Annotated in this window: 24 protein-coding genes; 14 read left to right on the top strand and 10 right to left on the bottom strand. The window is 65.0% G+C overall.

The window, feature by feature from the left end; translation table 11 throughout:
* From ACP16H_RS06430 to hslV, 5 genes are all read left to right on the top strand, one after another.
* A partial coding sequence (locus ACP16H_RS06430; RefSeq protein ID WP_425070187.1) for a transposase occupies positions 1–380 on the top strand: 380 nt, incomplete at its 5' end.
* Positions 381–533: 153 nt separating this feature from the next.
* Complete coding sequence (locus tag ACP16H_RS06435) at positions 534–947, top strand: DUF7282 domain-containing protein (RefSeq protein ID WP_425071448.1); 414 nt, start codon at positions 534–536, stop codon at positions 945–947.
* 126 nt (positions 948–1073) lie between these two features.
* The gene (locus ACP16H_RS06440; RefSeq protein ID WP_425071707.1) at positions 1074–1616 is read left to right on the top strand and encodes a sigma-70 family RNA polymerase sigma factor; all 543 of its coding nucleotides are present in this window, start codon (positions 1074–1076) and stop codon (positions 1614–1616) included.
* On the top strand, positions 1613–2299 hold the full coding sequence (locus tag ACP16H_RS06445) for an anti-sigma factor (RefSeq protein WP_425071449.1): 687 nt from the start codon (positions 1613–1615) through the stop codon (positions 2297–2299). The genes ACP16H_RS06440 and ACP16H_RS06445 overlap by 4 nt, the downstream gene beginning before the upstream one ends.
* Positions 2300–2369: 70 nt before the next feature.
* Positions 2370–2924 carry an ATP-dependent protease subunit HslV gene (hslV, locus tag ACP16H_RS06450; protein WP_425071450.1) on the top strand — a complete coding sequence of 185 codons (555 nt, stop codon included), beginning with the start codon at positions 2370–2372 and terminating at the stop codon, positions 2922–2924.
* Positions 2925–2935: 11 nt separating this feature from the next.
* Here the strand turns inward: hslV and ACP16H_RS06455 are convergent, their stop codons facing one another.
* Both ACP16H_RS06455 and ACP16H_RS06460 read right to left on the bottom strand, forming a co-directional pair.
* Complete coding sequence (locus ACP16H_RS06455) at positions 2936–3754, bottom strand: metallophosphoesterase family protein (protein ID WP_425071451.1); 819 nt, start codon at positions 3752–3754, stop codon at positions 2936–2938.
* Positions 3751–4710 (bottom strand): diacylglycerol/lipid kinase family protein, encoded by a 960-nt coding sequence (locus tag ACP16H_RS06460; RefSeq protein WP_425071452.1) that lies wholly within the window; start codon positions 4708–4710, stop codon positions 3751–3753. The genes ACP16H_RS06455 and ACP16H_RS06460 overlap by 4 nt, the downstream gene beginning before the upstream one ends.
* Before the next feature lie 141 nt (positions 4711–4851).
* Between ACP16H_RS06460 and hslU the strand changes: the two genes are divergently transcribed.
* Entirely contained in the window at positions 4852–6162 is a 1311-nt protein-coding gene (hslU, locus tag ACP16H_RS06465; RefSeq protein ID WP_425071453.1) for an ATP-dependent protease ATPase subunit HslU, read from the top strand.
* Positions 6163–6271: 109 nt separating this feature from the next.
* On the opposite strand, the gene ACP16H_RS06470 is transcribed toward hslU, so the two are convergent.
* Positions 6272–6574, bottom strand: a complete 303-nt coding sequence (locus ACP16H_RS06470; RefSeq protein WP_425071454.1) for a YciI family protein — start codon at positions 6572–6574, stop codon at positions 6272–6274.
* On the bottom strand, positions 6571–7311 hold the full coding sequence (ubiG, locus tag ACP16H_RS06475) for a bifunctional 2-polyprenyl-6-hydroxyphenol methylase/3-demethylubiquinol 3-O-methyltransferase UbiG (protein ID WP_425071455.1): 741 nt from the start codon (positions 7309–7311) through the stop codon (positions 6571–6573). Before ubiG ends, ACP16H_RS06470 begins: the two co-directional genes overlap by 4 nt.
* A gap of 47 nt (positions 7312–7358) precedes the next feature.
* On the opposite strand from ubiG, the gene pip reads away from it, so the two are divergent.
* The 5 genes from pip (at position 7359) to ACP16H_RS06500 (ending at position 14003) form a co-directional block, all read left to right on the top strand.
* Positions 7359–8357, top strand: coding sequence for a prolyl aminopeptidase (pip, locus tag ACP16H_RS06480; protein WP_425071456.1), 999 nt, complete (start codon positions 7359–7361; stop codon positions 8355–8357).
* Between the two features lie 66 nt (positions 8358–8423).
* Positions 8424–9413 (top strand): ABC transporter permease, encoded by a 990-nt coding sequence (locus ACP16H_RS06485; RefSeq protein ID WP_425071457.1) that lies wholly within the window; start codon positions 8424–8426, stop codon positions 9411–9413.
* A complete protein-coding gene (locus ACP16H_RS06490; RefSeq protein WP_425071458.1) occupies positions 9410–10603 on the top strand; it encodes an ABC transporter permease in 1194 nt (397 codons plus the stop codon). The genes ACP16H_RS06485 and ACP16H_RS06490 overlap by 4 nt, the downstream gene beginning before the upstream one ends.
* 99 nt (positions 10604–10702) lie before the next feature.
* A complete protein-coding gene (locus tag ACP16H_RS06495) occupies positions 10703–12352 on the top strand; it encodes an ABC transporter ATP-binding protein (protein ID WP_425071459.1) in 1650 nt (549 codons plus the stop codon).
* 100 nt (positions 12353–12452) lie between these two features.
* Positions 12453–14003, top strand: a complete 1551-nt coding sequence (locus ACP16H_RS06500; RefSeq protein ID WP_425071460.1) for an ABC transporter substrate-binding protein — start codon at positions 12453–12455, stop codon at positions 14001–14003.
* A gap of 228 nt (positions 14004–14231) precedes the next feature.
* On the opposite strand, the gene ACP16H_RS06505 is transcribed toward ACP16H_RS06500, so the two are convergent.
* The 4 genes from ACP16H_RS06505 to ACP16H_RS06520 are packed head-to-tail and all read right to left on the bottom strand — an operon-like array spanning position 14232 to position 16507.
* Complete coding sequence (locus ACP16H_RS06505) at positions 14232–14660, bottom strand: MarR family winged helix-turn-helix transcriptional regulator (protein ID WP_425071461.1); 429 nt, start codon at positions 14658–14660, stop codon at positions 14232–14234.
* A complete protein-coding gene (locus tag ACP16H_RS06510) occupies positions 14657–15493 on the bottom strand; it encodes a carbon-nitrogen hydrolase family protein (RefSeq protein ID WP_425071462.1) in 837 nt (278 codons plus the stop codon). The genes ACP16H_RS06505 and ACP16H_RS06510 overlap by 4 nt, the downstream gene beginning before the upstream one ends.
* A complete protein-coding gene (gene grxC / locus ACP16H_RS06515) occupies positions 15493–15750 on the bottom strand; it encodes a glutaredoxin 3 (RefSeq protein ID WP_425071463.1) in 258 nt (85 codons plus the stop codon). The genes ACP16H_RS06510 and grxC overlap by 1 nt, the downstream gene beginning before the upstream one ends.
* A gap of 43 nt (positions 15751–15793) precedes the next feature.
* A complete protein-coding gene (locus ACP16H_RS06520) occupies positions 15794–16507 on the bottom strand; it encodes a ComF family protein (protein ID WP_425071464.1) in 714 nt (237 codons plus the stop codon).
* 30 nt (positions 16508–16537) lie between these two features.
* Between ACP16H_RS06520 and ACP16H_RS06525 the strand changes: the two genes are divergently transcribed.
* The gene (locus ACP16H_RS06525) at positions 16538–17356 is read left to right on the top strand and encodes a methyltransferase domain-containing protein (RefSeq protein WP_425071465.1); all 819 of its coding nucleotides are present in this window, start codon (positions 16538–16540) and stop codon (positions 17354–17356) included.
* Between the two features lie 59 nt (positions 17357–17415).
* Positions 17416–18480: a ferrochelatase gene (gene hemH, locus ACP16H_RS06530; RefSeq protein WP_425071466.1), complete on the top strand. Its 1065-nt coding sequence runs from the start codon at positions 17416–17418 to the stop codon at positions 18478–18480.
* 136 nt (positions 18481–18616) lie between these two features.
* Here hemH and ACP16H_RS06535 read toward each other — a convergent pair whose 3' ends face one another.
* A complete protein-coding gene (locus ACP16H_RS06535) occupies positions 18617–18814 on the bottom strand; it encodes a hypothetical protein (protein ID WP_425071467.1) in 198 nt (65 codons plus the stop codon).
* Between the two features lie 147 nt (positions 18815–18961).
* Positions 18962–19561 (bottom strand): L,D-transpeptidase, encoded by a 600-nt coding sequence (locus ACP16H_RS06540; protein WP_425071468.1) that lies wholly within the window; start codon positions 19559–19561, stop codon positions 18962–18964.
* Positions 19562–19729: 168 nt separating this feature from the next.
* On the opposite strand from ACP16H_RS06540, the gene ACP16H_RS06545 reads away from it, so the two are divergent.
* Positions 19730–20284, top strand: coding sequence for a CAP domain-containing protein (locus tag ACP16H_RS06545; RefSeq protein WP_425071469.1), 555 nt, complete (start codon positions 19730–19732; stop codon positions 20282–20284).
* Positions 20285–20309: the final 25 nt, after the last annotated feature.

The following is a 20309-nucleotide window of genomic DNA, read 5'->3' on the forward strand; positions in this document are numbered from 1 at the left end:
CGAACGAGGCGATCGGCAGCGTCACCGCAGACGGTGCGTATGATACCCGCAAATGCCACGACGCCATCGCTGACCGCGGTGCCCATGCCGTCATCCCACCCCGCAAAAACGCTAAGTCGTGGAAGGCCGTCACCGCGGGTGCGGTGGCCAGAAACGAGGCCCTGCGAACTTCGAAATACCTCGGCCGCGCTATCTGGCGAAACTGGAGCGGATACCACCGCCGAAGCCGCGTCGAGACCAAGATGCACTGCGTTAAACTGCTGGGGCAGCGCCTCATGGCGCGGGACTTCGACCGACAGGTCGCTGAGCTTCAGGTCCGTATCGCCGTTCTGAACGGCTACACCGCCCTTGGAATCCCTGTCACAGAAGTCGTGGGATAAATCCGTCCGGGGAAAGGGGAACTCCGCTCAGAGACGGTTTTGTGCAACAGAGTCGCGGGGCGGCAAAAGATTTTTCGCAGAAAAATCGTACCGGCTGAAACTTCTGCCGCCGGTCTTTCGTGGCTCAGGCATATCCAACCAAAGGAGACTGCAATGAACCGCTTCATCACCGCCGCCATCCTCACCACCCTTGGCACCGCCGCGTTCGCCGAAAGCCACGCCATGGCCCCGATGGTCACCGCCGCTGACCAGTCCGTCGCCAATGGCATTGTGTCCGCCGACATGGTGACCGCACAGGAAAACGGCTGGCTCGTGGTGCACCGCACCGACGCCGAGATGAAACCCGGCCCCGTTGTCGGCCACGCGCCCCTGCGCGCCGGCGAGAACACCGACGTCGCCGCCATCCTGACCGAAGACGTGGCCCCCGGCGACATGCTGATGCTCATGGTCCACTCCGAGGCCGGTGGCATGGAAACCGGCATCTTCGAATACACCCTCGGCGCCAAGGAAGACGGCCCGATCAAGATCGACGACAAGCTAGTGATGCAGGTCATCACCGCGCAGTAAGCGGCCTGCCTCCTTGGGCCCATCGCCCCGCCGCACGGACCGCATCCCCGGGCGGCGGGGCACCTTTTGCCACTGTAGGCAAAGGATCATTTGACAGACACCTATGGCCTCGCGTTCATTGGCTCCATGACGACACGTGCCGATATCGAAGACATGATTGCCCGTGTCGCCCTACGGGACCGGGCGGCCTTTTCCGCGCTCTATGACGCGACCAGCAGCAAGCTGTTCGGTGTCTGCCTGCGCGTGCTGAAACATCGCGGTGACGCCGAGGAGGTGCTGCAAGAGGTCTACGTGCGGATCTGGCACAAGGCCGACCTCTATGCCGTCACCGGTCACAGCCCGATGACATGGCTCATCACCGTGGCACGCAACCTTGCCATCGACAAGCTGCGCAAGCGGCGGGCGCATGACGGCGCTGACGATGACATGACGCTGATTGCCTCGGACGAACCCGGCCCGGAACGCCTCGCCATCGCCCGCTCCGAGGGCGCGGCCATCGCCGCCTGCATGGGCGAACTCGACCCCGACCGCGCCGATGCGGTCAAACGCGCCTACCTCGACGGCGACAGTTACAAGGACCTCGCGGACCGCTATGCCGTGCCGCTGAACACCATCCGAACCTGGCTGCGCCGCAGCCTCATTGCCCTCAGGGAGTGTCTGGGCCGATGACCGACCGCGACCATACCGACGATGACGCAGTGCTTGCTGCGGAATACGTCCTGCGCCTCCTCCCGCCCGAGGAAGCGCGCGCGGTCGACGCCCGCCTGATGACGGACACGCGGCTGCAAGCGTTGATCCACGGCTGGGAAATGCACTTTGCCGGGATCGCCGAGGATGTCCCCGACGTCATGCCGCCCGCCCGGGTGAAATCCTCGATCCTGAGCGCGCTGGGCCACACGCCCCGCCCGCGCCGCAAGCTCCTGCGCCGTCCCGGATTTCTGGGCTCGCTGGTTGCAGCGGGCTTGGCCGGTGTGTTGCTGGCCTGGGTGCTCTTCCTGCGCCCCCCGGACCTGACACCCGCCTTCCGCGCCGAACTGGCCAGCGCCGACCAATCCGTGATGCTGACGGCCAGCGTCATCCCGGCAACGCATGAAATCGTCGTGGAACCAGTGGCAGGGCAGCCGCCCGAAGGGAGCATCTTCGAACTCTGGCTGATCGCCGAGGGCGCGCCTGCACCGATCTCCCTGGGGCTTCTCGAAACCGGGACAACCACGCGCATCGTGGTCCCCGACGACATCGCGCCCTCGGTCCGTCCCGGCACCATCGCCATCTCGGTCGAACCGCCGGGCGGCTCTCCGACAGGCGCGCCCACGGGGGACATCGTCGCCACCGCGACCTTCTTCGACCTCTGAGCGCTGAACCCGCACCCTTGCCGTGCCGCGCCCCGGGGGCCATATGGTCCCCAAGGCAAAGGAGACCCTCATGAGCAACGATTTCCCCGGCTGGCACGGCACCACCATCATCGGCGTCCGCAAGGGCGGCAAGGTCGTGGTGGCAGGCGACGGGCAGGTCAGCCTTGGCCAGACCGTCATCAAGGGCACCGCCCGCAAAGTGCGCCGCCTGAACCCCGGCGGGCATGACGTGGTGGTGGGCTTTGCAGGTTCGACCGCCGACGCCTTCACCTTGCTGGAACGGCTGGAGAAGAAGCTGGAGGCCACGCCCGGCCAGCTACAGCGCGCCTCCGTCGAGCTGGCAAAGGACTGGCGCACCGACAAGTACTTGTCGAAACTCGAGGCCATGCTGATCGTCACCGACGGCACCGACCTGCTGGTCATCACCGGCGCGGGCGACGTGCTGGAACCGGAGCATGACGTGGCGGCCATCGGGTCAGGCGGCAACTACGCGCTGGCCGCGGCCCGCGCCATGATGGACAGCGACAAGGACGCCGAAACCGTCGCCCGCGAGGCCATGGCCATCGCCGCCGACATCTGCGTCTACACGAACGGGAAACTCACCGTCGAAACCATCGACGCCTGAGCCTAAGACCCTCAGCCCCGCGATGCCAGACGGGCGCGCGGGGCGCTGTCCTCTCGGTGCCATGCGCCATCCCGGCGCACATAGGCCACCCGCGACAGCGGCGCGAATTCCAGATTCTCCGCGCCCCAGCTTTCGACCGACACCGCCTCGGCGGACACTTCGAGCAGGTTGAAAGTGTTCACCTCGCCCCGCACACGGCTCGACAGCGATGTGCCCGCCTGCACGAACAGCAACTGCGGCCAGGCCCGAAACGGCGCGATCACCGTGTTGTGCAGATGCCCCGACAGCACCACCTGCGCGCCGCATTCGGCAAAGGCCTTCAGCGCCTCGTCCGCCCCGCGCATCAGCCGCTTTTCCACCTCCGGACCATGTTGCAAGGGATGGTGCAGCATCACGATCCGCGCCCGCCCGTCGTCGTCGCCAAAGGCTTGACAGGCCCGCGCGACACGGCGGTTTGACAGCTTGCCGCGCTGCCAGGCAAAGCGGTTCACCGTGTTCACGCCGACCACCACCATGTGCTCGTCCTCGTAAACCGGCTCCAGTTCATCGTGAATCGCCGCGCGATACCGCTTCCACGGCTTCATCAGCCGCACCCAAAGGTTGTCCAGCGGGGTGTCATGGTTCCCCGGCACCGCCAGCCACGGCACCGTCAGCCGCTCAAGGAACGCCCGCGCCTCGGCGAACTGTGACCGCCGCGCGCGCTGGGTGAAATCCCCGGAAATCGCCACGAGGTCCGGCGCCAGACGGTCCACCACCTCCAACAGCGGCTCTTCCAGATCCGCGCGATCCTTTCCGTAATGCAGGTCCGACAGGTGCAGGACTCGCCTCATGCCTCCTCCGTGACCGGGTCGTTCGGCACCACCAGCCGCAGCACATCCTCGGACATGCCAAAGCGCAGCGGCGCGCTGACCCGCTTCTTCTCTCCGTCATAGGCCAGAAGCACGCGCTTCTTGCCCTCGACCTCCAGACACAGATCGTCGGCGGCAAAGAGGTCGTAGTCCACCCCTTCCTCCACCGTGCCCGTGGCCAGCTTGAACACCCGGCGGAACAATTCCAGCCGGGTGCGGGCGTTCACCAGCAACACGGCAAAGCCTCCGTCGCGAATGACATCCGTCCCCTCCAGCCCGAACCGCTCCAACTGGAACGCCGATCGGGCGACAAAGACCAGGGCGGTGCGATACCGCCCGCCATCGCCATCTATCAGGATGCGGACCTTCATCGGCTTGCGGAACCGCAGGAAGGTCTTCACCACCGACCAATGCGCCATGATGCGGCGACGGCCCCAGCGCTGGTAGACGCTTTCGCGGACCTTCAGGATGCTCGGATAAATGCCGACCGAGGCGTTGTTCAGGAACGCCTGCCCGTTGACCTGCCCCACGCGCCGCTCGACCACCTTGCCATCGGCCAGCTGCCGCGCGGCCTCGGCGGGATCTTCGGACAGGCCCAGCCCGCGCGCGAAATAGTTGAAGGTGCCGAGGGGCAGCACGCCATAGGCAATCCCTGTGCCGAGAAACGCATTGGCCACCGCCATCGCCGTCCCGTCGCCGCCCGCCGCGATCACCAGCGAAGGACGCTTGGCCTTCACCTCCTCGATCGCCTTCATCAGGCCCTTGCCACCGCTGAAAGACACGATCTCGCCGCCCAGCGCGTCGGCCGCAGCCTCCACCGCCTCGCGGTCGCGCGAATTGCGGCCCGACTTGCGGTTGGTGATGATGCACACAAGCCCCCCCTCCGCGCGCAGCTGCGAAATGGGCATCTCGACGGGCATGTATCCAGAATCCGGCATCACGATCACCTCTTGTACCTGAGTGCAACACGTCGGGGCGGGGGGCGGTTCCTTCAAGCCTTGCAAATGACGCTTGCGGTCACGGGGTTGGAATTTCCACACCAGCGGTTATCTGATGCGCAACCGCTGAAAAGGACGCCCATGACCGACCTGACCCCCCGCGAGATCGTCTCGGAACTCGACCGTTTCATCATCGGCCAGAAGGACGCCAAGCGCGCCGTGGCCGTGGCCCTGCGCAACCGCTGGCGGCGCAAGCAGCTGTCCGACGACCTCCGCGACGAGGTCTATCCCAAGAACATCCTGATGATCGGCCCGACCGGCGTCGGCAAGACCGAGATTTCGCGCCGGCTGGCGAAACTGGCCCGCGCGCCCTTCATCAAGGTCGAGGCCACCAAGTTCACCGAGGTGGGCTATGTCGGTCGCGACGTGGAACAGATCATCCGTGACCTGGTGGACACGGCGATCATCGACACCCGCGAACACATGCGCGAGGACGTGAAGGCCCGCGCCCACCAGGCCGCCGAGGAACGCGTGATCGAGGCCATCGCCGGCAAGGACGCCCGCGAGCAGACCCGCGAGATGTTCCGCCGCAAGCTGAAGGCGGGCGAGCTGGACGACACGGTGATCGAACTGGACGTGGCCGAAACGGCCTCGCCCTTCCCGATGATGGACATCCCCGGCCAGCCGGGCATGGGCCAGATGGGGATGATGAACCTGGGCGACATCTTCGGCAAGGCGTTCGGGGGCCGGACGACGCGCAAGTCCATGACCGTGGCGCAGTCCTACGAGGTGCTGATCGCCGAGGAGGCGGACAAGCTGCTGGATGACGAGACGGTCAAGGCCGCCGCGCTGGAAGCGGTGGAGCAGAACGGCATCGTCTTCCTCGACGAGATCGACAAGGTCGCGGCGCGGCAGGAAGCCCGTGGCGGCGACGTGTCCCGCGAAGGCGTGCAGCGCGACCTGCTGCCCCTGATCGAGGGCACGACGGTGTCCACCAAGCATGGCGCGGTAAAGACCGACCATATCCTGTTCATCGCCTCCGGGGCGTTCCACATCGCCAAGCCCTCGGACCTGCTGCCCGAATTGCAGGGCCGCCTGCCGATCCGCGTCAACCTTCAGGCGCTGACCGAGGAGGATTTCGTCCGCATCCTGACCGAGACCGACAACGCTCTGACCCGCCAGTACACCGCGCTGATGGCCACCGAGGAGGTGACGGTGACGTTCACCGAGGACGGCATCCACGCACTGGCGCGCATCGCGGCCGAGGTGAACGGCTCGGTCGAGAACATCGGCGCGCGGCGGCTGTACACCGTGATGGAGCGGGTGTTCGAGGAGCTGTCCTTTGCCGCGCCGGACAAGTCGGGCGAGGCGGTGGTGGTCGATGCGGCCTTTGTCGAGCGGGAGCTGGGCGACCTGGCGCGCTCCACCGATCTGTCGCGCTACGTGTTGTAAGCGGTTTCGCCTTCGCTGCGCTCAGGCGACCGCCGGGGAGGCGCTGCCTCCCCGGACCCCTCCGAGGTATTTTCATCAAGATGAAGGGAAAAGCGCGGCTCGAGGTGTCTTACGGCAGCGCCGGGTGGCGGGTGCCGGGGTCGAAGGGCGTGTAGGTCAGGTCTACCAGGTTTTCCGTGACGAAAGGGTCCTGTGCCATGCGGGCGCGGGCGGCCTCGACGTCCTTGGCGATGGCGATGATCGTACCGCCGGTGCGCGGCACCTTTGGGCCGGAGACGAGGATGAACCCCTCGTCGAGGCACTGTTTGATGAACGCCATATGGGCGGCGCGGTGCGGTTCGATCCGGTCCGCCGGGGCGGTGTAGACCAGGTCGATGACGATCAGCAGGTGACCTTCGGGGATCATGCTCATGCCTCCGGCTTTAGCGCGGCGGTGACGTAGTTCACCGACAGGTCGCGGTCGGAGATCGACCATTTCCAGGACACCGGGTTGAAGACGTAGCCCTTGCGGTCCACCGGGTTCAGCCCTGCGCGGCGCATCAGGTCGTAAAGCTCGTCCGGGGTGATGAATTTCGACCATTCATGCGTGCCCTTGGGCAGCCAGCGCATCACGTATTCCGCGCCGACGATGGCCATGGCAAAGCTTTTCGGATTGCGGTTGATGGTCGAGCACAGGTGCAGCCCGCCCGGTTTCAGCAACTGGCGGCAGGCGGTCAGGTAGGCCAGCGGGTCGGCCACATGCTCCACAACCTCCATGTTCAGCACAACGTCGAACTGTTCGCCCGCTTCGGCCATGGCCTCGGCGGTGGTGTGGCGGTAGTCGATCTCCAGCCCCGACTGGCGGGCGTGGGCCTCGGCCACGGGGATGTTGCGCGCCGCCGCGTCGACGCCGACGATCTCGGCCCCGAGCCGCGCCATGGGTTCGCACAGCAGCCCGCCACCGCAGCCGATGTCGAGGATGCGCAGGCCGTCGAAGGGCCGGTCCGTCCCAAGCTGACGATCGAACTCCCCCGCGATCTGCGTCGTGATGTAGTCCAGACGCACCGGGTTCATCATGTGCAGCGGCTTGAACTTGCCGTTCGGGTCCCACCACTCGGCCGCCATGGCCTCGAACTTGGCGATCTCTCCGGCATCTACGGTGGTTGTCATGACATTCCCCATGGTCTTTCGGTGTTTGCACGCAATATAGGTAGGACATGGACAAAATCCCGGGCCAAAAGCGCGCAGTGCAGTACCTGTATCCCCCGATCGACCCCTTCGACCAGAGGACCCTGGACGTGGGCGACGGTCACACCGTCTATGTCGAACAATGCGGCAACCCGCAGGGGATGCCGGTGATCGTATTGCACGGCGGACCGGGCGGCGGATGCAGCCCGGCGATGCGGCGCTACTTCGACCCGGACGTCTACCGCGTGGTGCTGTTCGACCAGCGCGGCTGTGGCCGGTCGCGCCCTCATGCCAGTGTGAAGAACAACACCACCTGGGACCTCGTCGCCGACATCGAACGCATCCGCGAGACACTGGGGATCGAAAAGACCTGCGTCTTCGGCGGCAGCTGGGGCGCGACGCTGGCCTTGGTCTATGCCATCTCGCACCCCGACCGGGTCAGCCACCTGATCCTGCGCGGCGTGTTCCTGATGACTCAGGCCGAACTGGACTGGTTCTACGGCGGCGGTGCGGGGCAGTTCTGGCCCGAACCCTGGGCGCGCTTTGCCCATCTGGTGCCCGAAAACGAGCGCCACGACCTGATTTCTGCCTATGAAAAGCGCTTGTTCAGCGGCGATCTCCGGACCGAGACACGTTTTGCCCAAGCCTGGAGCGCATGGGAAAACGCCCTCGCCTCGGTCTATTCCAACGGCCACGGCGGCGAGGCGCCCGGCGAATACGCCCGTGCCTTTGCCCGTCTCGAAAACCATTATTTCGTCAACAAGGGCTTCTTGTCCGAGGACGGCTGGATCCTGAAGAACATTGAAAAGATACACGGAATCCCCGGTGTCATCGTTCAGGGCCGCTATGACATGATCTGCCCGCCTCAGCGCGCATGGGAGCTGGCACAGGCCTGGCCCGACGCCGACCTGCGCATGGTCCGCAACGCCGGTCACGCCCTGTCGGAACCCGGAATCAGCGCCGAACTGGTGCGTGCCATGGACGACATAAGCCGACGGGAGGGTTTACATACATCCGGGTTGCGTTAATGTTGACTCGAGAGTCAACAAAAACTGACCCGCGTAAAAGCGCCCACAGGGAGGGCAAAAAGGAACGTGCATCCGGTCCTTAGAATCATATTTCAGCGTCTCGCACTGGGTGTGCTCACGCTGTTCATCGTCTCCATCGTGATCTTCGCGGCGGTCAACATGCTGCCGGGAGACTTCGCCCAGGCCATCCTCGGACAGGGCGCCACGCCAGAGGCCATCGCCGCCATCCGCCGCGACCTCGGCCTCGACCAGTCCTACATCACCCGATACATCAGCTGGCTTCTGGACATGCTGCAGGGCAACCTCGGCATCAGCTACGCGCAGCTGAACTTCCAGTCGAACATGGGTGGGCAGAACCTCAAGACCGTCGCCGACCAGATCGCGCCGCGCTTTGCCAACACCATGTTCCTCGCCTCCGTCGCCGCCGTGATCGCCGTGCCCTTCGCCGTCACGCTGGGCGTGCTGGCGGCGCTCTACCGCAACTCGGCCTTCGACAAGATCATCAACGTCTCGACGCTGACCTCGATTTCCAGCCCCGAGTTCTTTCTCGCCTATATCCTCGTGCTCTTCCTCGCCGTGCTGAACCCCTTCCTGCCGTCGATCGCCAACATCTACCAGGGTATCGGCTTCTGGGATCGCCTCACCGCCACGCTGCTGCCCGCGCTGACCCTGACGCTGGTGGTCACCGCCCACATGATGCGCATGACCCGCGCGGCAATCATCAACCTGCTGGCAAGCCCCTACATCGAGATGGCCCGGCTCAAGGGCGTCTCGCCCCTGCGGATCATCGTCAAACACGCGCTGCCCAACGCATGGGCGCCGATCATCAACGTCATCGCGCTGAACCTCGCCTATCTCATCACCGGCGTCGTCGTGGTCGAGGTGGTGTTCAACTACCCCGGCATCGGCCAGTTGTTCGTCGACGCGGTGAAGAACCGTGACATCCCGGTCGTGCAGGCCTGCTGCCTGATCTTCGCCGGAGCGTACATCCTCCTGAACCTCGCCGCCGACATCCTGTCCATGCTGGCCAACCCGCGTCTGAGGCACCCGAAATGAGCGTCTGGATCACTCTCCTGATCGCGCTCGCCGTGGTCGCCGCGTTGGGCTGGGTCCTGCGTTTTGCCGGGCAAAAGCTGACCGGGAACAAGCCGCTGTTCCGGGACATGCCTTACGCCGTGGCCTTTGGCTATGCGCTGGCCGTAGCCCTGGCGCTGGGCGGTCTCTGGCTGTACCTCCAGCCCGCCGAGCTGAACGGCGCGCCGCGCGCCAGCGTGATCTTCTGGCGCTGGGCCGTGCACTTCGTCGCCGTCTCTGCCGTGGCAGCCTTCCTGTTCCGCCTTCTGGGACGGCATGTCGGCACCGCCGGGTCGAAAAAAGCCTTTCGCCACATGCCCCTGACCGCCGCCTTCGGCATCCTGATCGTGCTGATCTATGCCGTGACCGCGATTTTCGCGGGCTGGATCGCCCCGCATGGGCAAGAGCAGGTCTTTCCGCTGGCCAATGTCGTCCCCGGCGGCAACCCGGCGCTGGGCGGCAACCCGGATTTCCCGCTGGGCACCGACCAGATCGGCCGCGATATCCTGTCCCGCCTGATCTACGGCGCGCAGAACACCGTGGGCATCGCCTTTGCCACCACGGTCCTGGCCTTCTTCCTTGGCGGCACGATGGGCTTCCTCGCCGCCACGCTGCAAGGCTGGACGGACCAGCTGCTCAGCCGCCTTGTCGACGTGCTGATGGCGATCCCCTCGCTGATCTTCTCGTTGCTGCTGATCACCGTGGCGTCGGCATGGGTGTCCGGCACGGGCCTGACCGCCGCCATGGTCGTCATCATCGCCGTGATCGATTCGACCCGCGTCTTCCGTCTGGCCCGCGCGGTGGGCATGAACATCGTCGTGATGGATTACATCGAGGCCGCCAAGCTGCGCGGCGAAGGCCTCGTTTACCTGATCTTCAAGGAAATCCTCCCCAATGCCACCGCCCCCCTTCTGGCGGAATTCGGTCTGCGCTTCTGCTTTGTCTTCCTGACGATCTCGGCGCTGTCGTTCCTCGGCCTCGGCATCCAGCCGCCGCTGGCCGACTGGGGCACCATGGTGAAGGACCTCTCCGCCTTCATCAATTACGCCGCCTTCGCGCCACAGATCGCGTCGGCACCGCTGCTGGCCGCCGGGGCCATCGCGTTGCTCACCGTGGCGGTGAACTTCGTGGTGGACTGGATGCTGCACCGGTCCTCGGGGTTGAAGGAATGAGGGGGATGAAAACGATTTGGTGCCGCAAATTGTCAGCCGGCAATTTGCACCCGCAATCCGCAATCGTTTGGAATCAACCACTTGACCGTAGGAACGCCCATGTCTGACCTGCTTGTCGAAATGCGCGACGTCCGGATCGAGGGCCGCTCCGACGAAACGTGGATGCCGATCATCAAGGGCGTCGACCTCACCCTGAAGAAGGGCGAAGTCCTCGGCCTCATCGGGGAATCCGGCGCGGGGAAGTCGACGCTGGGCCTCGCCGCCATGGGCTTCTGCCGCGACGGCGTGCGGGTGTCGGGCGGCTCGATCACCTTCGACGGGATCGACCTGCTGACCGCCTCGGCAGAGACCAAGCGCCAGCTTCTGGGCAAGCGAATCGCCTATGTCGCCCAGTCCGCCGCGGCGTCCTTCAACCCGGCGCACAAGCTGATCGACCAGCACGTCGAGGCCGCGGTGCAGCACGGCGTGTCGTCCAGATCCGACAGCACGGAGGACGGGATCGAGCTGTATCGCCGCCTGCGCCTGCCGAACCCCGACGAAATCGGCTTTCGCTATCCGCATCAGGTCTCTGGCGGGCAATTGCAGCGCGCCATGACGGCGATGGCCATGGCCACCCGGCCCGATCTCATCATCTTCGACGAACCGACCACCGCGCTGGACGTGACCACCCAGATCGAGGTGCTTGCCGCGATCCGTGACATCGTCGACCAGTTCGGCACGGCGGCGATCTACATCACCCACGATCTGGCCGTGGTCGCCCAGATGGCGGACCGCATCAAGGTGCTGCTCAAGGGCGAGGAGGTCGAAGAGGCCGAGACCCGCGAGATGCTCGCCCACCCAAAGCAGGATTACACGAAATCGCTGTGGGCCGTGCGCGAGTTCGTCCGCCCCGCGAAACCGGCCCCCGCCGCGGATGCCACGCCTGTCATCAGCGTTCAGAACGTCACCGCCGCCTATGGCAAGGTGCCCGTCCTGCACGATGTGAGTTTCGACATCCATCAGGGCCGCACCGTCGCCGTGGTCGGCGAGTCCGGCTCTGGCAAGTCGACCACCGCGCGGGTCATCACCGGGCTTCTTCCGCAGAAACAGGGCATCGTCGAACTGGACGGCCAGCCCCTGCCCGCCGACTACCGCCAGCGGTCAAAGGACCAGCTGCGGCAGGTCCAGATGATCTACCAGATGGCCGACACCGCCCTGAACCCGCGTCAAAGCATCGGTGACATCATCGGGCGGCCCGTCGAATTCTACATGGGCCTCAAGGGCCGCGCGAAACGCGACCGCGTGGCCGAGCTGCTCGAAGAGATCGAGCTGCCCGCCAGCCAATACGCCGACCGCCTGCCATCCGAGCTGTCCGGCGGCCAGAAACAGCGTGTGGGCATCGCCCGCGCCCTCGCCGCCGAGCCAAAGTTCATCATCTGCGACGAAGTCACCAGCGCGCTGGACCAGCTGGTCGCCGAAGGAATCCTCCGCCTGCTCGCCCGCCTTCAGGACGAGCTGAAGCTGTCCTGCATGTTCATCACCCACGACCTTGCGACCGTGCGGTCCATCGCCGACGAGGTGGTTGTGATGAAGGACGGGCGCGTCGTGGAACAGGGCCCAAAGCCCGAGATGTTCAAACCGCCGCACCATCCCTACACCGACCTGCTGCTGTCCTCGGTGCCGGAGATGGACCCCGACTGGCTGACCAACCTGCTGGCCGAACGCGGGGTGGACAACATCGGCGACGCCGCCGTGGACAACATGAAATAACCGGTACGGGCGGAAGCACGCCATTCAACGAATTTTGCGTTTATAAAGAAGACAGAATCGCTAGGGTCGGCACAGACCCGGCAACACAGGGAGCTAAAACATGACACGCATCAGCCGACGCGGCCTACTGACCACCGGTGCAGCCGCCGCCGTCCTCTCCGCCTCGGGCCTGCCGCTGCGCGCACAGGCCAAGAAGGGCGGCCGCCTGCGCGCTGGCCTCTCGGGCGCCAATACCTCGGACAGCTGGGACGCCCGCACCCACTCCGACTTGTTCATGATCGCCAGCGCCCAGGGCGCGGTCTTTGACAGCCTGACCGAGATCGGCGCAGACGGCACGCTGAAGGGCGAACTGGCCGAAAGCTGGGAGGCCTCTCCCGACGCCAAGGTCTGGACCTTCAACCTGCGCTCCGGCGTGACCTTCCACAACGGCAAGTCCTTTGGCGCCGACGACGTGATCGAGTCGCTCCAGATGCACATCGCCGAGGATGCGAAATCCGCGGCCAAGCCGATCGTCGAGCCCATCATCGAGATGAAGAAGACCGGCGACCTGCAAGTCCAGCTGACGCTGGCCGAAGGCAACGCCGACCTGCCCTACCTGCTGTCCGACTACCATATCCTGATGTACCCGGCGGGCATGATCGAGGAAGCGATTGCGAAGGGCATCGGCACCGGCCTGTACCAGGTTCAAAGCTTCGAGCCGGGCGTGCGCATGGTCGCCACCCGCTACGCCGATCACTACAAGGGTGACGCGGCGGGCTTCTTCGACGAGATCGAGTATATCGCGATCAACGACAACACCGCCCGGATGAACGCGCTGATGACCGGCCAGGTCGACGCGATCAACCGCATCGACTTCAAGACGGAGGCCCTGCTGAAGGCCAACCCGATGATCCGCATCCAGGAAGTGACGGGCAACCAGCACTACATCTTCCCGATGCTGACCGACGTGGCGCCCTTCGACAACGTGCATGTCCGTCAGGCGCTGAAGTATGGCATCAACCGTCAGGAGATGGTGGACAAGATCCTGCAGGGCCACGGCATGGTCGGCAACGACAGCCCCATCGGCCCGGCCAACCAATACTACCTGGAGATGGAGCAGCTGGCCTACGACCCCGACAAGGCCAAGTTCCACCTGAAGGAAGCGGGTCTCGATTCGCTGGACATCGATCTGTCGGCCTCCTCTGCCGCGTTTGAGGGTGCGGTCGACGCTGCGCAGCTGTTCCAGGCCTCGGCCAAGGCCGGTGGCATCAACATCAACGTGGTGCAGGAACCGGCGGACGGCTACTGGTCGAACGTCTGGCTGAAGAAGCCCTTCTGTGCCTCCTACTGGTCGGGCCGCGCCACCGAGGACTGGATGTTCTCGACCGCCTATGCCGAAGGCGCGCCGTGGAACGACAGCCACTGGGGTTCGGCGCAAAGCGCCCGCTTCCAGGAACTGCTGGTCTCCGCCCGCGCCGAGCTGGATTCAGCCAAGCGCCGCGACCAGTACGGCGAGATGCAGATGATCCTGCGCAACGAAGGCGGCGTGCTGGTGCCGATGTTCGCCAACTACGTGCAGGCGATCAGCAACAAGGTCGCGAACCCTGACAAGGTGGGCAACCTCTGGCAGATGGACAACGCCCGTATGGCCGAGCGTTGGTGGATGGCGTAAGCCAAGCGGCTTGATGACAAACCTGGGGCTCCGCAATGGCGGGGCCCTTTATCTTTTTCAGAGTGGTTTCGCCTTCGCTTCGCTCAGGCGACCGCCGGGGAGGCGCTGCCTCCCCGGACCCCTCCGAGGTATTTGCGTCAAGATGAAAAGCAGAGGACGCGCTCTTCCTGCTTCTTCTTGGTCAAAATACTCCGGGGGAGTCTCTGCAAGAGACGGGGGCAGAGCCCCCTACCCCTCCAGCCGCCCGCGCAGTTCCCTGAGAACCGGGAGCGCGGCGCGGACCTTGTCTTCGCCGAGGTCGCCCATGACTTCGTCGATCAAGGGGGTGATGGCCGCCAGCGCGGCGTCGCGGGCGGCGCGGCCTGCGGGGGAGATGGAAACCATCTTGCGCCTTGCGTCGTCCCAGTCGGGGCGGATGTGGACGTAGCCGGAAATCTCCAGCTTTGACAGGGTGTTGGTCATGGCGCCGCGGGTCACGTGGAAGGCGCGGGCGAGTTGGGCGGGAGACTTCTCGCCACCTCGGGCGAGCTGGTTCAGGACAGAGAAATGCGAGATTTCCATCTTGTTCGGCAGGACCTTGGTCAGCCGCGCGCGCAGCAGCTGGTCAGCCACCAGAAGCTCGGAAAACAGCGAGATCGCCAGCGCGCCGTCACTCATACCATCGGCCCCTCAAACACACGGTCATGCGTGAGGGATGGCACACGGCGGCGGGCCTCGTCCACGCGGCTTAGGTCGAGGTCGACGCAGTAGACGCCGGATGTCTCGCCCGCGTCCAGCAGGACCTCTCCCCACGGAGCGACCACCATGGAATGCCCGTAGGTCTGGCGTGCCCGGCCAGAGCGGGCCGTGTGGGTGCCGCATTGCGCCGGGGCGAGGACGAAGCAGCCGGTTTCGATGGCGCGGGCTTGCAGCAGCGGTTGCCAGTGCGCCGGGCCGGTGCCTGGGGAGAAGGCCGCCGGGACGGTCAGGATCTGCGCCCCGGCCTGCGCCAGTGCGCGGTAGAGATAGGCGAAGCGGATGTCGTAACAGATCGTGAGGCCTAGGGTCGCCCCTGCGGCCTGTGTCAGCACGGCACGCGACCCGGGCGCGTAGCCGGAAGATTCGCGGTAGGTCTCCGTCTCGGACACCTGCACGTCGAACATGTGCATCTTGTCGTAGTGCGCCGTGACCTCGCCTTTCGGTGAGACAAGGAGGGAGCGGTTGGCGAAGCGGTCCTCGGGCGGGTCGGATTTCAGTGCCAGCGAGCCCAGCAGCACCCAGAGGCCTTGGGCCCGCGCCTCCTCGCGGACGCCTGCGAGGGTCGGGTCCTCGACCTGTGGGCGCAGCACAGCCGCCTGGTGGGCGCGGTCCATGGAGACGCAGTTCGTCACTTCGGGCGTCAGGGCCATGACCGCCCCGGCGGCGCGTGCGGCCTTCAGCATCTCGCGCAGGGTGGCGAGGTTCTCCCCGGGGTCGTCCGAAGAGGTCATCTGGAGGAGCGCGACCCGCATCACCCGGCCAGCAGGGCGTCGAGTTTCCCGGCACGGTCCAGTGCATACAGGTCGTCGCAGCCGCCGACATGGGTTTCGCCGATGAAGATCTGCGGCACGGTGTGGCGGCCATGGGCGCGGTCCATCATCTCGGACTTGCGGGCCGGTTCCTTGAGAACGTCGATCTCGTGGAACTCGACGCCCTTCTGATTGAGCAGGCGCTTGGCCGCGTGGCAAAAGCCGCAGAGCGGCGAGGTATAGATTTCAACGTGTTGCATGGCGCGTTCCCTTTACGGGCCGGATGGCCCCTTGAGAGGGAACTTAGTCCTCCTGCGCGACGCGTGCCAGAACCGATATGCAAACCTCTGTTGCTCCTGCGGCAAGACAGGCGTCAGAGGAGGCGGCGAGGGTCGCGCCCGTGGTCATCACGTCATCGACAATCAGAACGGGGCGACCGGCGATCAGGCTGGTGCGCAGGTCCGGCACGGTGATGCGGCCCGCGAGGGTTTCGAAGCGTTGGGCGCGGGTCTTGCCGTCGAGGGAGGGTGTTGCCTGTCGGCGTTCCAGGGCGTCGGGGCACCAGTCGAGGCCGAGCTGCGACGCGAGGGCGCGGGCCAGCAGGGCGGACTGGTTGTAGCGCCGGGCGAGGTGGCGGTGCAGGTGCAGCGGCACCGGGACGACCAGCATGTCGGGCTGGGCGATGGGTCGGGTGACGCGGGCCATCCATTGCGCGGCGGGCTTGGCGATGTCCTGCCGGTCGCCGTGTTTCAGCGCGAGAACCAGCCGCCGCCCGACGTCCTTGTACACCAGCGCCGCGCGCCCGTGGGTCCAGGGCCGCGCGATGGTCAGGCATTCGTCGCAGTGTTCCACACCCGAGGAATCGCCCGCCAGCGGCACCCCGCAAAGGTCGCAGGCCAGCCCGGTGACGAACCGCGTCTGGTGCCAGCAGTCGCCGCAGAGGCCGAAGTCCGTCTCGACCAGCCCACCGCAAGACAGGCAGCGTGGGGGAAAGACCAGTTGAACGAGGGTTTGCATCTGGGTCGTCCAGAAATTATCTGCACGCATATGGATATGCCTCCTCGCCTTACCGACCGCGACGCGCTGCGCCGCAACCGCGCCCGGGCCGACCGCTCGGCCCTGTTTCTGCATGACCTTGCCCGGGACGAGGCCGAGGATCGGTTGGGAATGGTTAACAGAAAGTTTACGGCCCCGGCGGTGGTGACGCCTTTCCCCGAGTTGTGGCGCGAGAGCACCCCCGATGCGTGCATCGTCGAGGACACCGAGGTGCTGGCGCTGGAGCCCGGCGCGCATGATCTGGTGATCCACGCGCTGTGTCTGCATTGGGCGGACGATCCGGTGGGGCAGCTGATCCAGCTGCGGCACGCGCTGAAGCCCGACGGCATGGCGCTTGTGCTGACGCTGGGCGGGCAGACGCTGCACGAGCTGCGCGCGGCGCTGGGACAGGCCGAAACCGAGGTGACAGGCGGTCTGAGCCCGCGTGTGCTGCCGATGGGGGATATTCGCGACCTTGGCGCGTTGATGCAGCGGGCGGGGCTGGCCTTGCCGGTGGCCGATGCCGCGCCGCTGCGCGCGACCTACGCCACGCCGCTGCACCTGATGAAGGAGTTGCGCGCCATGGGCGAGGGCAACGCGCTGGCGGGGCGTCTGCGTCATGCCACGCGCCGCGCCGTGCTGCTGCGGGCAGCGCAGATCTATGCCGAGAGCTTTGCCACGGAAGACGGGCGGGTCGCGGCGACCTTTGAGATGATTACGCTGACGGGCTGGGCGCCGGACGCCAGCCAGCCGCAACCGCTGCGGCCCGGGTCTGCGACGCATCGTCTGGCGCAGGTGCTGGGGACAGATGAAACCAGTCTGAAGGATTGACCGTATAGAGGTCGGCGTTACCTATGGCGCCGACATATTCCGAAAAGGGGACGTAACCGATGCTTGACGACCAGACCGGGGGCACACGCCCTGCCCACGCCGCTGCAGACCACCCCAAGGTCCGCATGGGCAAGGTGGGCATCCTGCTCGCCAACCTCGGCACCCCGGACGGGCATGATTACTGGTCGATGCGGCGCTACCTGTCGGAATTCCTGTCGGACCAGCGGGTCATCGACTACCCGAAATGGAAGTGGCAACCGCTGTTGCAGACGGTGATCCTGGCAAAACGGCCCTTTACCTCGGGTGCGGCCTATCGGTCGATCTGGAACCACGAAGCGGATGAATCGCCGCTGATGACGATCACCAAGGCCAAGACGCTGAAAATCGCGGCGAAGATGGCGGACATGTACGGCGACGCGGTCGAGGTGGATTTCTGCATGCGCTACGGCAATCCTTCGACCAAGTCGAAGGTCGAGGAACTGATCGCCAAGGGCTGTCGCAAGATCCTGTTCTTTCCGCTCTATCCGCAGTACGCGGGCGCGACCTCGGCCACGGCGAACGACCAGTTTTTCCGCGCCCTGATGGAGCAGAAGTGGCAGCCGACGGCCCGCGTGGTCGATCCCTATTTCGAGCATCCCAAGTACATTGAGGCGCTGGCCGCCTCGGTGGAGCGCGCTTATGCCGCAGCGCAGCAAGAGCCGGAATTGCTGATCTGTTCCTACCACGGTCTCCCGCAGCGCTACCTGATGGAGGGCGACCCCTATCATTGCCAGTGCCAGAAGACGACTCGCCTGCTGAAAGAACGTCTGGGCTGGGACGATTCGAGGATCAAGACCACCTTCCAGAGCCAGTTCGGCCCCGAGGAATGGCTGCGTCCCTACACTGTCGAAGAGGTCGCCCGGCTGGCGGCAGAGGACGGGATAAAGCGGATCGCAGTGGTTGCTCCGGCGTTTTCGGCGGACTGCATCGAGACGCTGGAAGAGATCAACGAGGAGATCAAGGAGAGCTTCGAGCACGCCGGCGGCGAGAGCTTTACCTATATCCCCTGCCTCAACGATGACGACGCGCATATCGAGGCGCTGTCCACGGTGATCGCTGAAAATCTGGGCGGCTGGATCGGCTGATCCGGCCTGCGGGACGATGGCCTGCCCTGCGGGGCGGGCCTTTCTTAACCATTGTAACAAAAGAAAAAGGCGGCGCCGTCGCACCGCCTTTTCCTATGTCTGATTGCAACCTGCCCTCGGGCAGGTGCCGAGCCAATTAGTTGTTGGCTGCGGCTGCAACGATCGCGATCAGCAGCAGCGGGATGAGCAGAGCTGCGGAAGAAGAAGACGCCTGGGTCTCTTCAACAACAACAACCGGCTCGACTTCCATGACCACGTCGTCCTTTGCATAGGAACCGGCCATTGCGGAAGTAGCGGCAACACCGAAAGCGGCGGCGAGTGCGAGTTTCTTCATTATATCCTCCAGATATTCGCCTGCCTTAAACACAGATGTGCGGACAGCAGGCACCCAAGACTTACCTCGTGACTCGTTCTAAGCAGCATTTCGAAGCGTTTGCAATTGCTAGTTAACCTCCGAAATCCGCCCGCCGCCGTCTTGTCGTCAAATTAGCAACACCTGAGTGCCCACAAGGGCCATCTCGTACAGCTGTTCGACATGCTCGTTGTACATGCCGATGCAGCCGTTCGACGAGCGACGACCGATCTTGCGCGTGTCGTGCGTGCCGTGGATGCGGTAGTAGGTCCAGCTGAGGTGCATGGCGCGGGTGCCAAGGGGGTTGTCCGGGCCGGGGCCGACGTAATCGGGCCACTCGGGGTTGCGGATCTTCATCGAGGGCGTGGGCCGCCAATCGGGCTCGGGGTCCTTCAGCACGATCTGGGTGCGGCCACGGCGCGTCAGGTCCTCGGTCAGCGGAACGGAACACGGGTACAGGTGGTAGGTGCCGTTCTCTTCCCAGTAGTGCAGCGCGCGCGACGAGATGTCGACCAGCACGGCGCCCTTCGTCAGGTTCGAGAAATACGGCTGCCAGTCCAGCGTGCGGAAGCTGGAGATGTTGCGGCGCACCGAAGTGTCGATCTCGCGTTCCAGTTCGGTGGTGGAGCCGTCGTTGACGTTCTGTGCGAATGCGGGTGTCGCCAATGCGGCGGCGGTGGAGGCCAGGAACGCACGGCGACCCAGCTTGTTCTGCGACCAATCAGCCATGGTCTATCCTCTCAGACGAAAAATATCCTGCCGGTCGGCATAATATGGCTCAGATGCGACAGTCGCAATTCAAAGGGTCGTGTTTGGGCAGTCTCACGCCGATGTGGGTTTGATTGGCAACGCTCCTTTCGCTAATGCAGGGGAAACAGCCATCCGAAAGCTTTCCATATGAACCGTCGTGCCTTTCTTGCCCTGTCCTCCGTTGCAGCCGTGGCAGCCTGCACCACCTCGCCCGCGCCGTCGGGTGGTGGAATCGGTCCGGACGGCAAGCCGTTGCCGCGCCTGTATCGCATTGGTGCGGCCCAGCGCGGCCAGATCGAGTACCGGATGCTGGACGCGGTGAATGCGTTGCGCGCAGCCTCGGGGGCACAGGCGCTGTCGCTCGACGCGAAGTTGCAGGCTGCTGCTGCGACTCACGCGCGGGATATGTCGGTGCAGAACCGTCCCTGGCACTTTGGCTCGGACGGATCGTCGCCGGTCGATCGCGTTCAGCGTGTGGGCTACAACGGTCGACTGGTGGGCGAGACGATCTCGGAAACCTACGAGACCGAGCTGGAGACCCTGTCCGCCTGGATGGAAGAGGAACCGACGCGCCGTGTGATCCTCGATTCGTCGGCATCGCAGATGGGCTTTGCCTGGCACCAGGAACAGAACGGCAAGATCTGGTGGTGCATGGTTCTGGGCGCTCCGGGCATGGCGGCCATTCCCGGCACGCAAAGCTGATCTGCCTGATTTTTGGGCGAAAGCC

The sequence above is a fragment of the Sagittula sp. S175 genome, from assembly GCF_049800975.1.
Taxonomy (GTDB): domain Bacteria; phylum Pseudomonadota; class Alphaproteobacteria; order Rhodobacterales; family Rhodobacteraceae; genus Sagittula.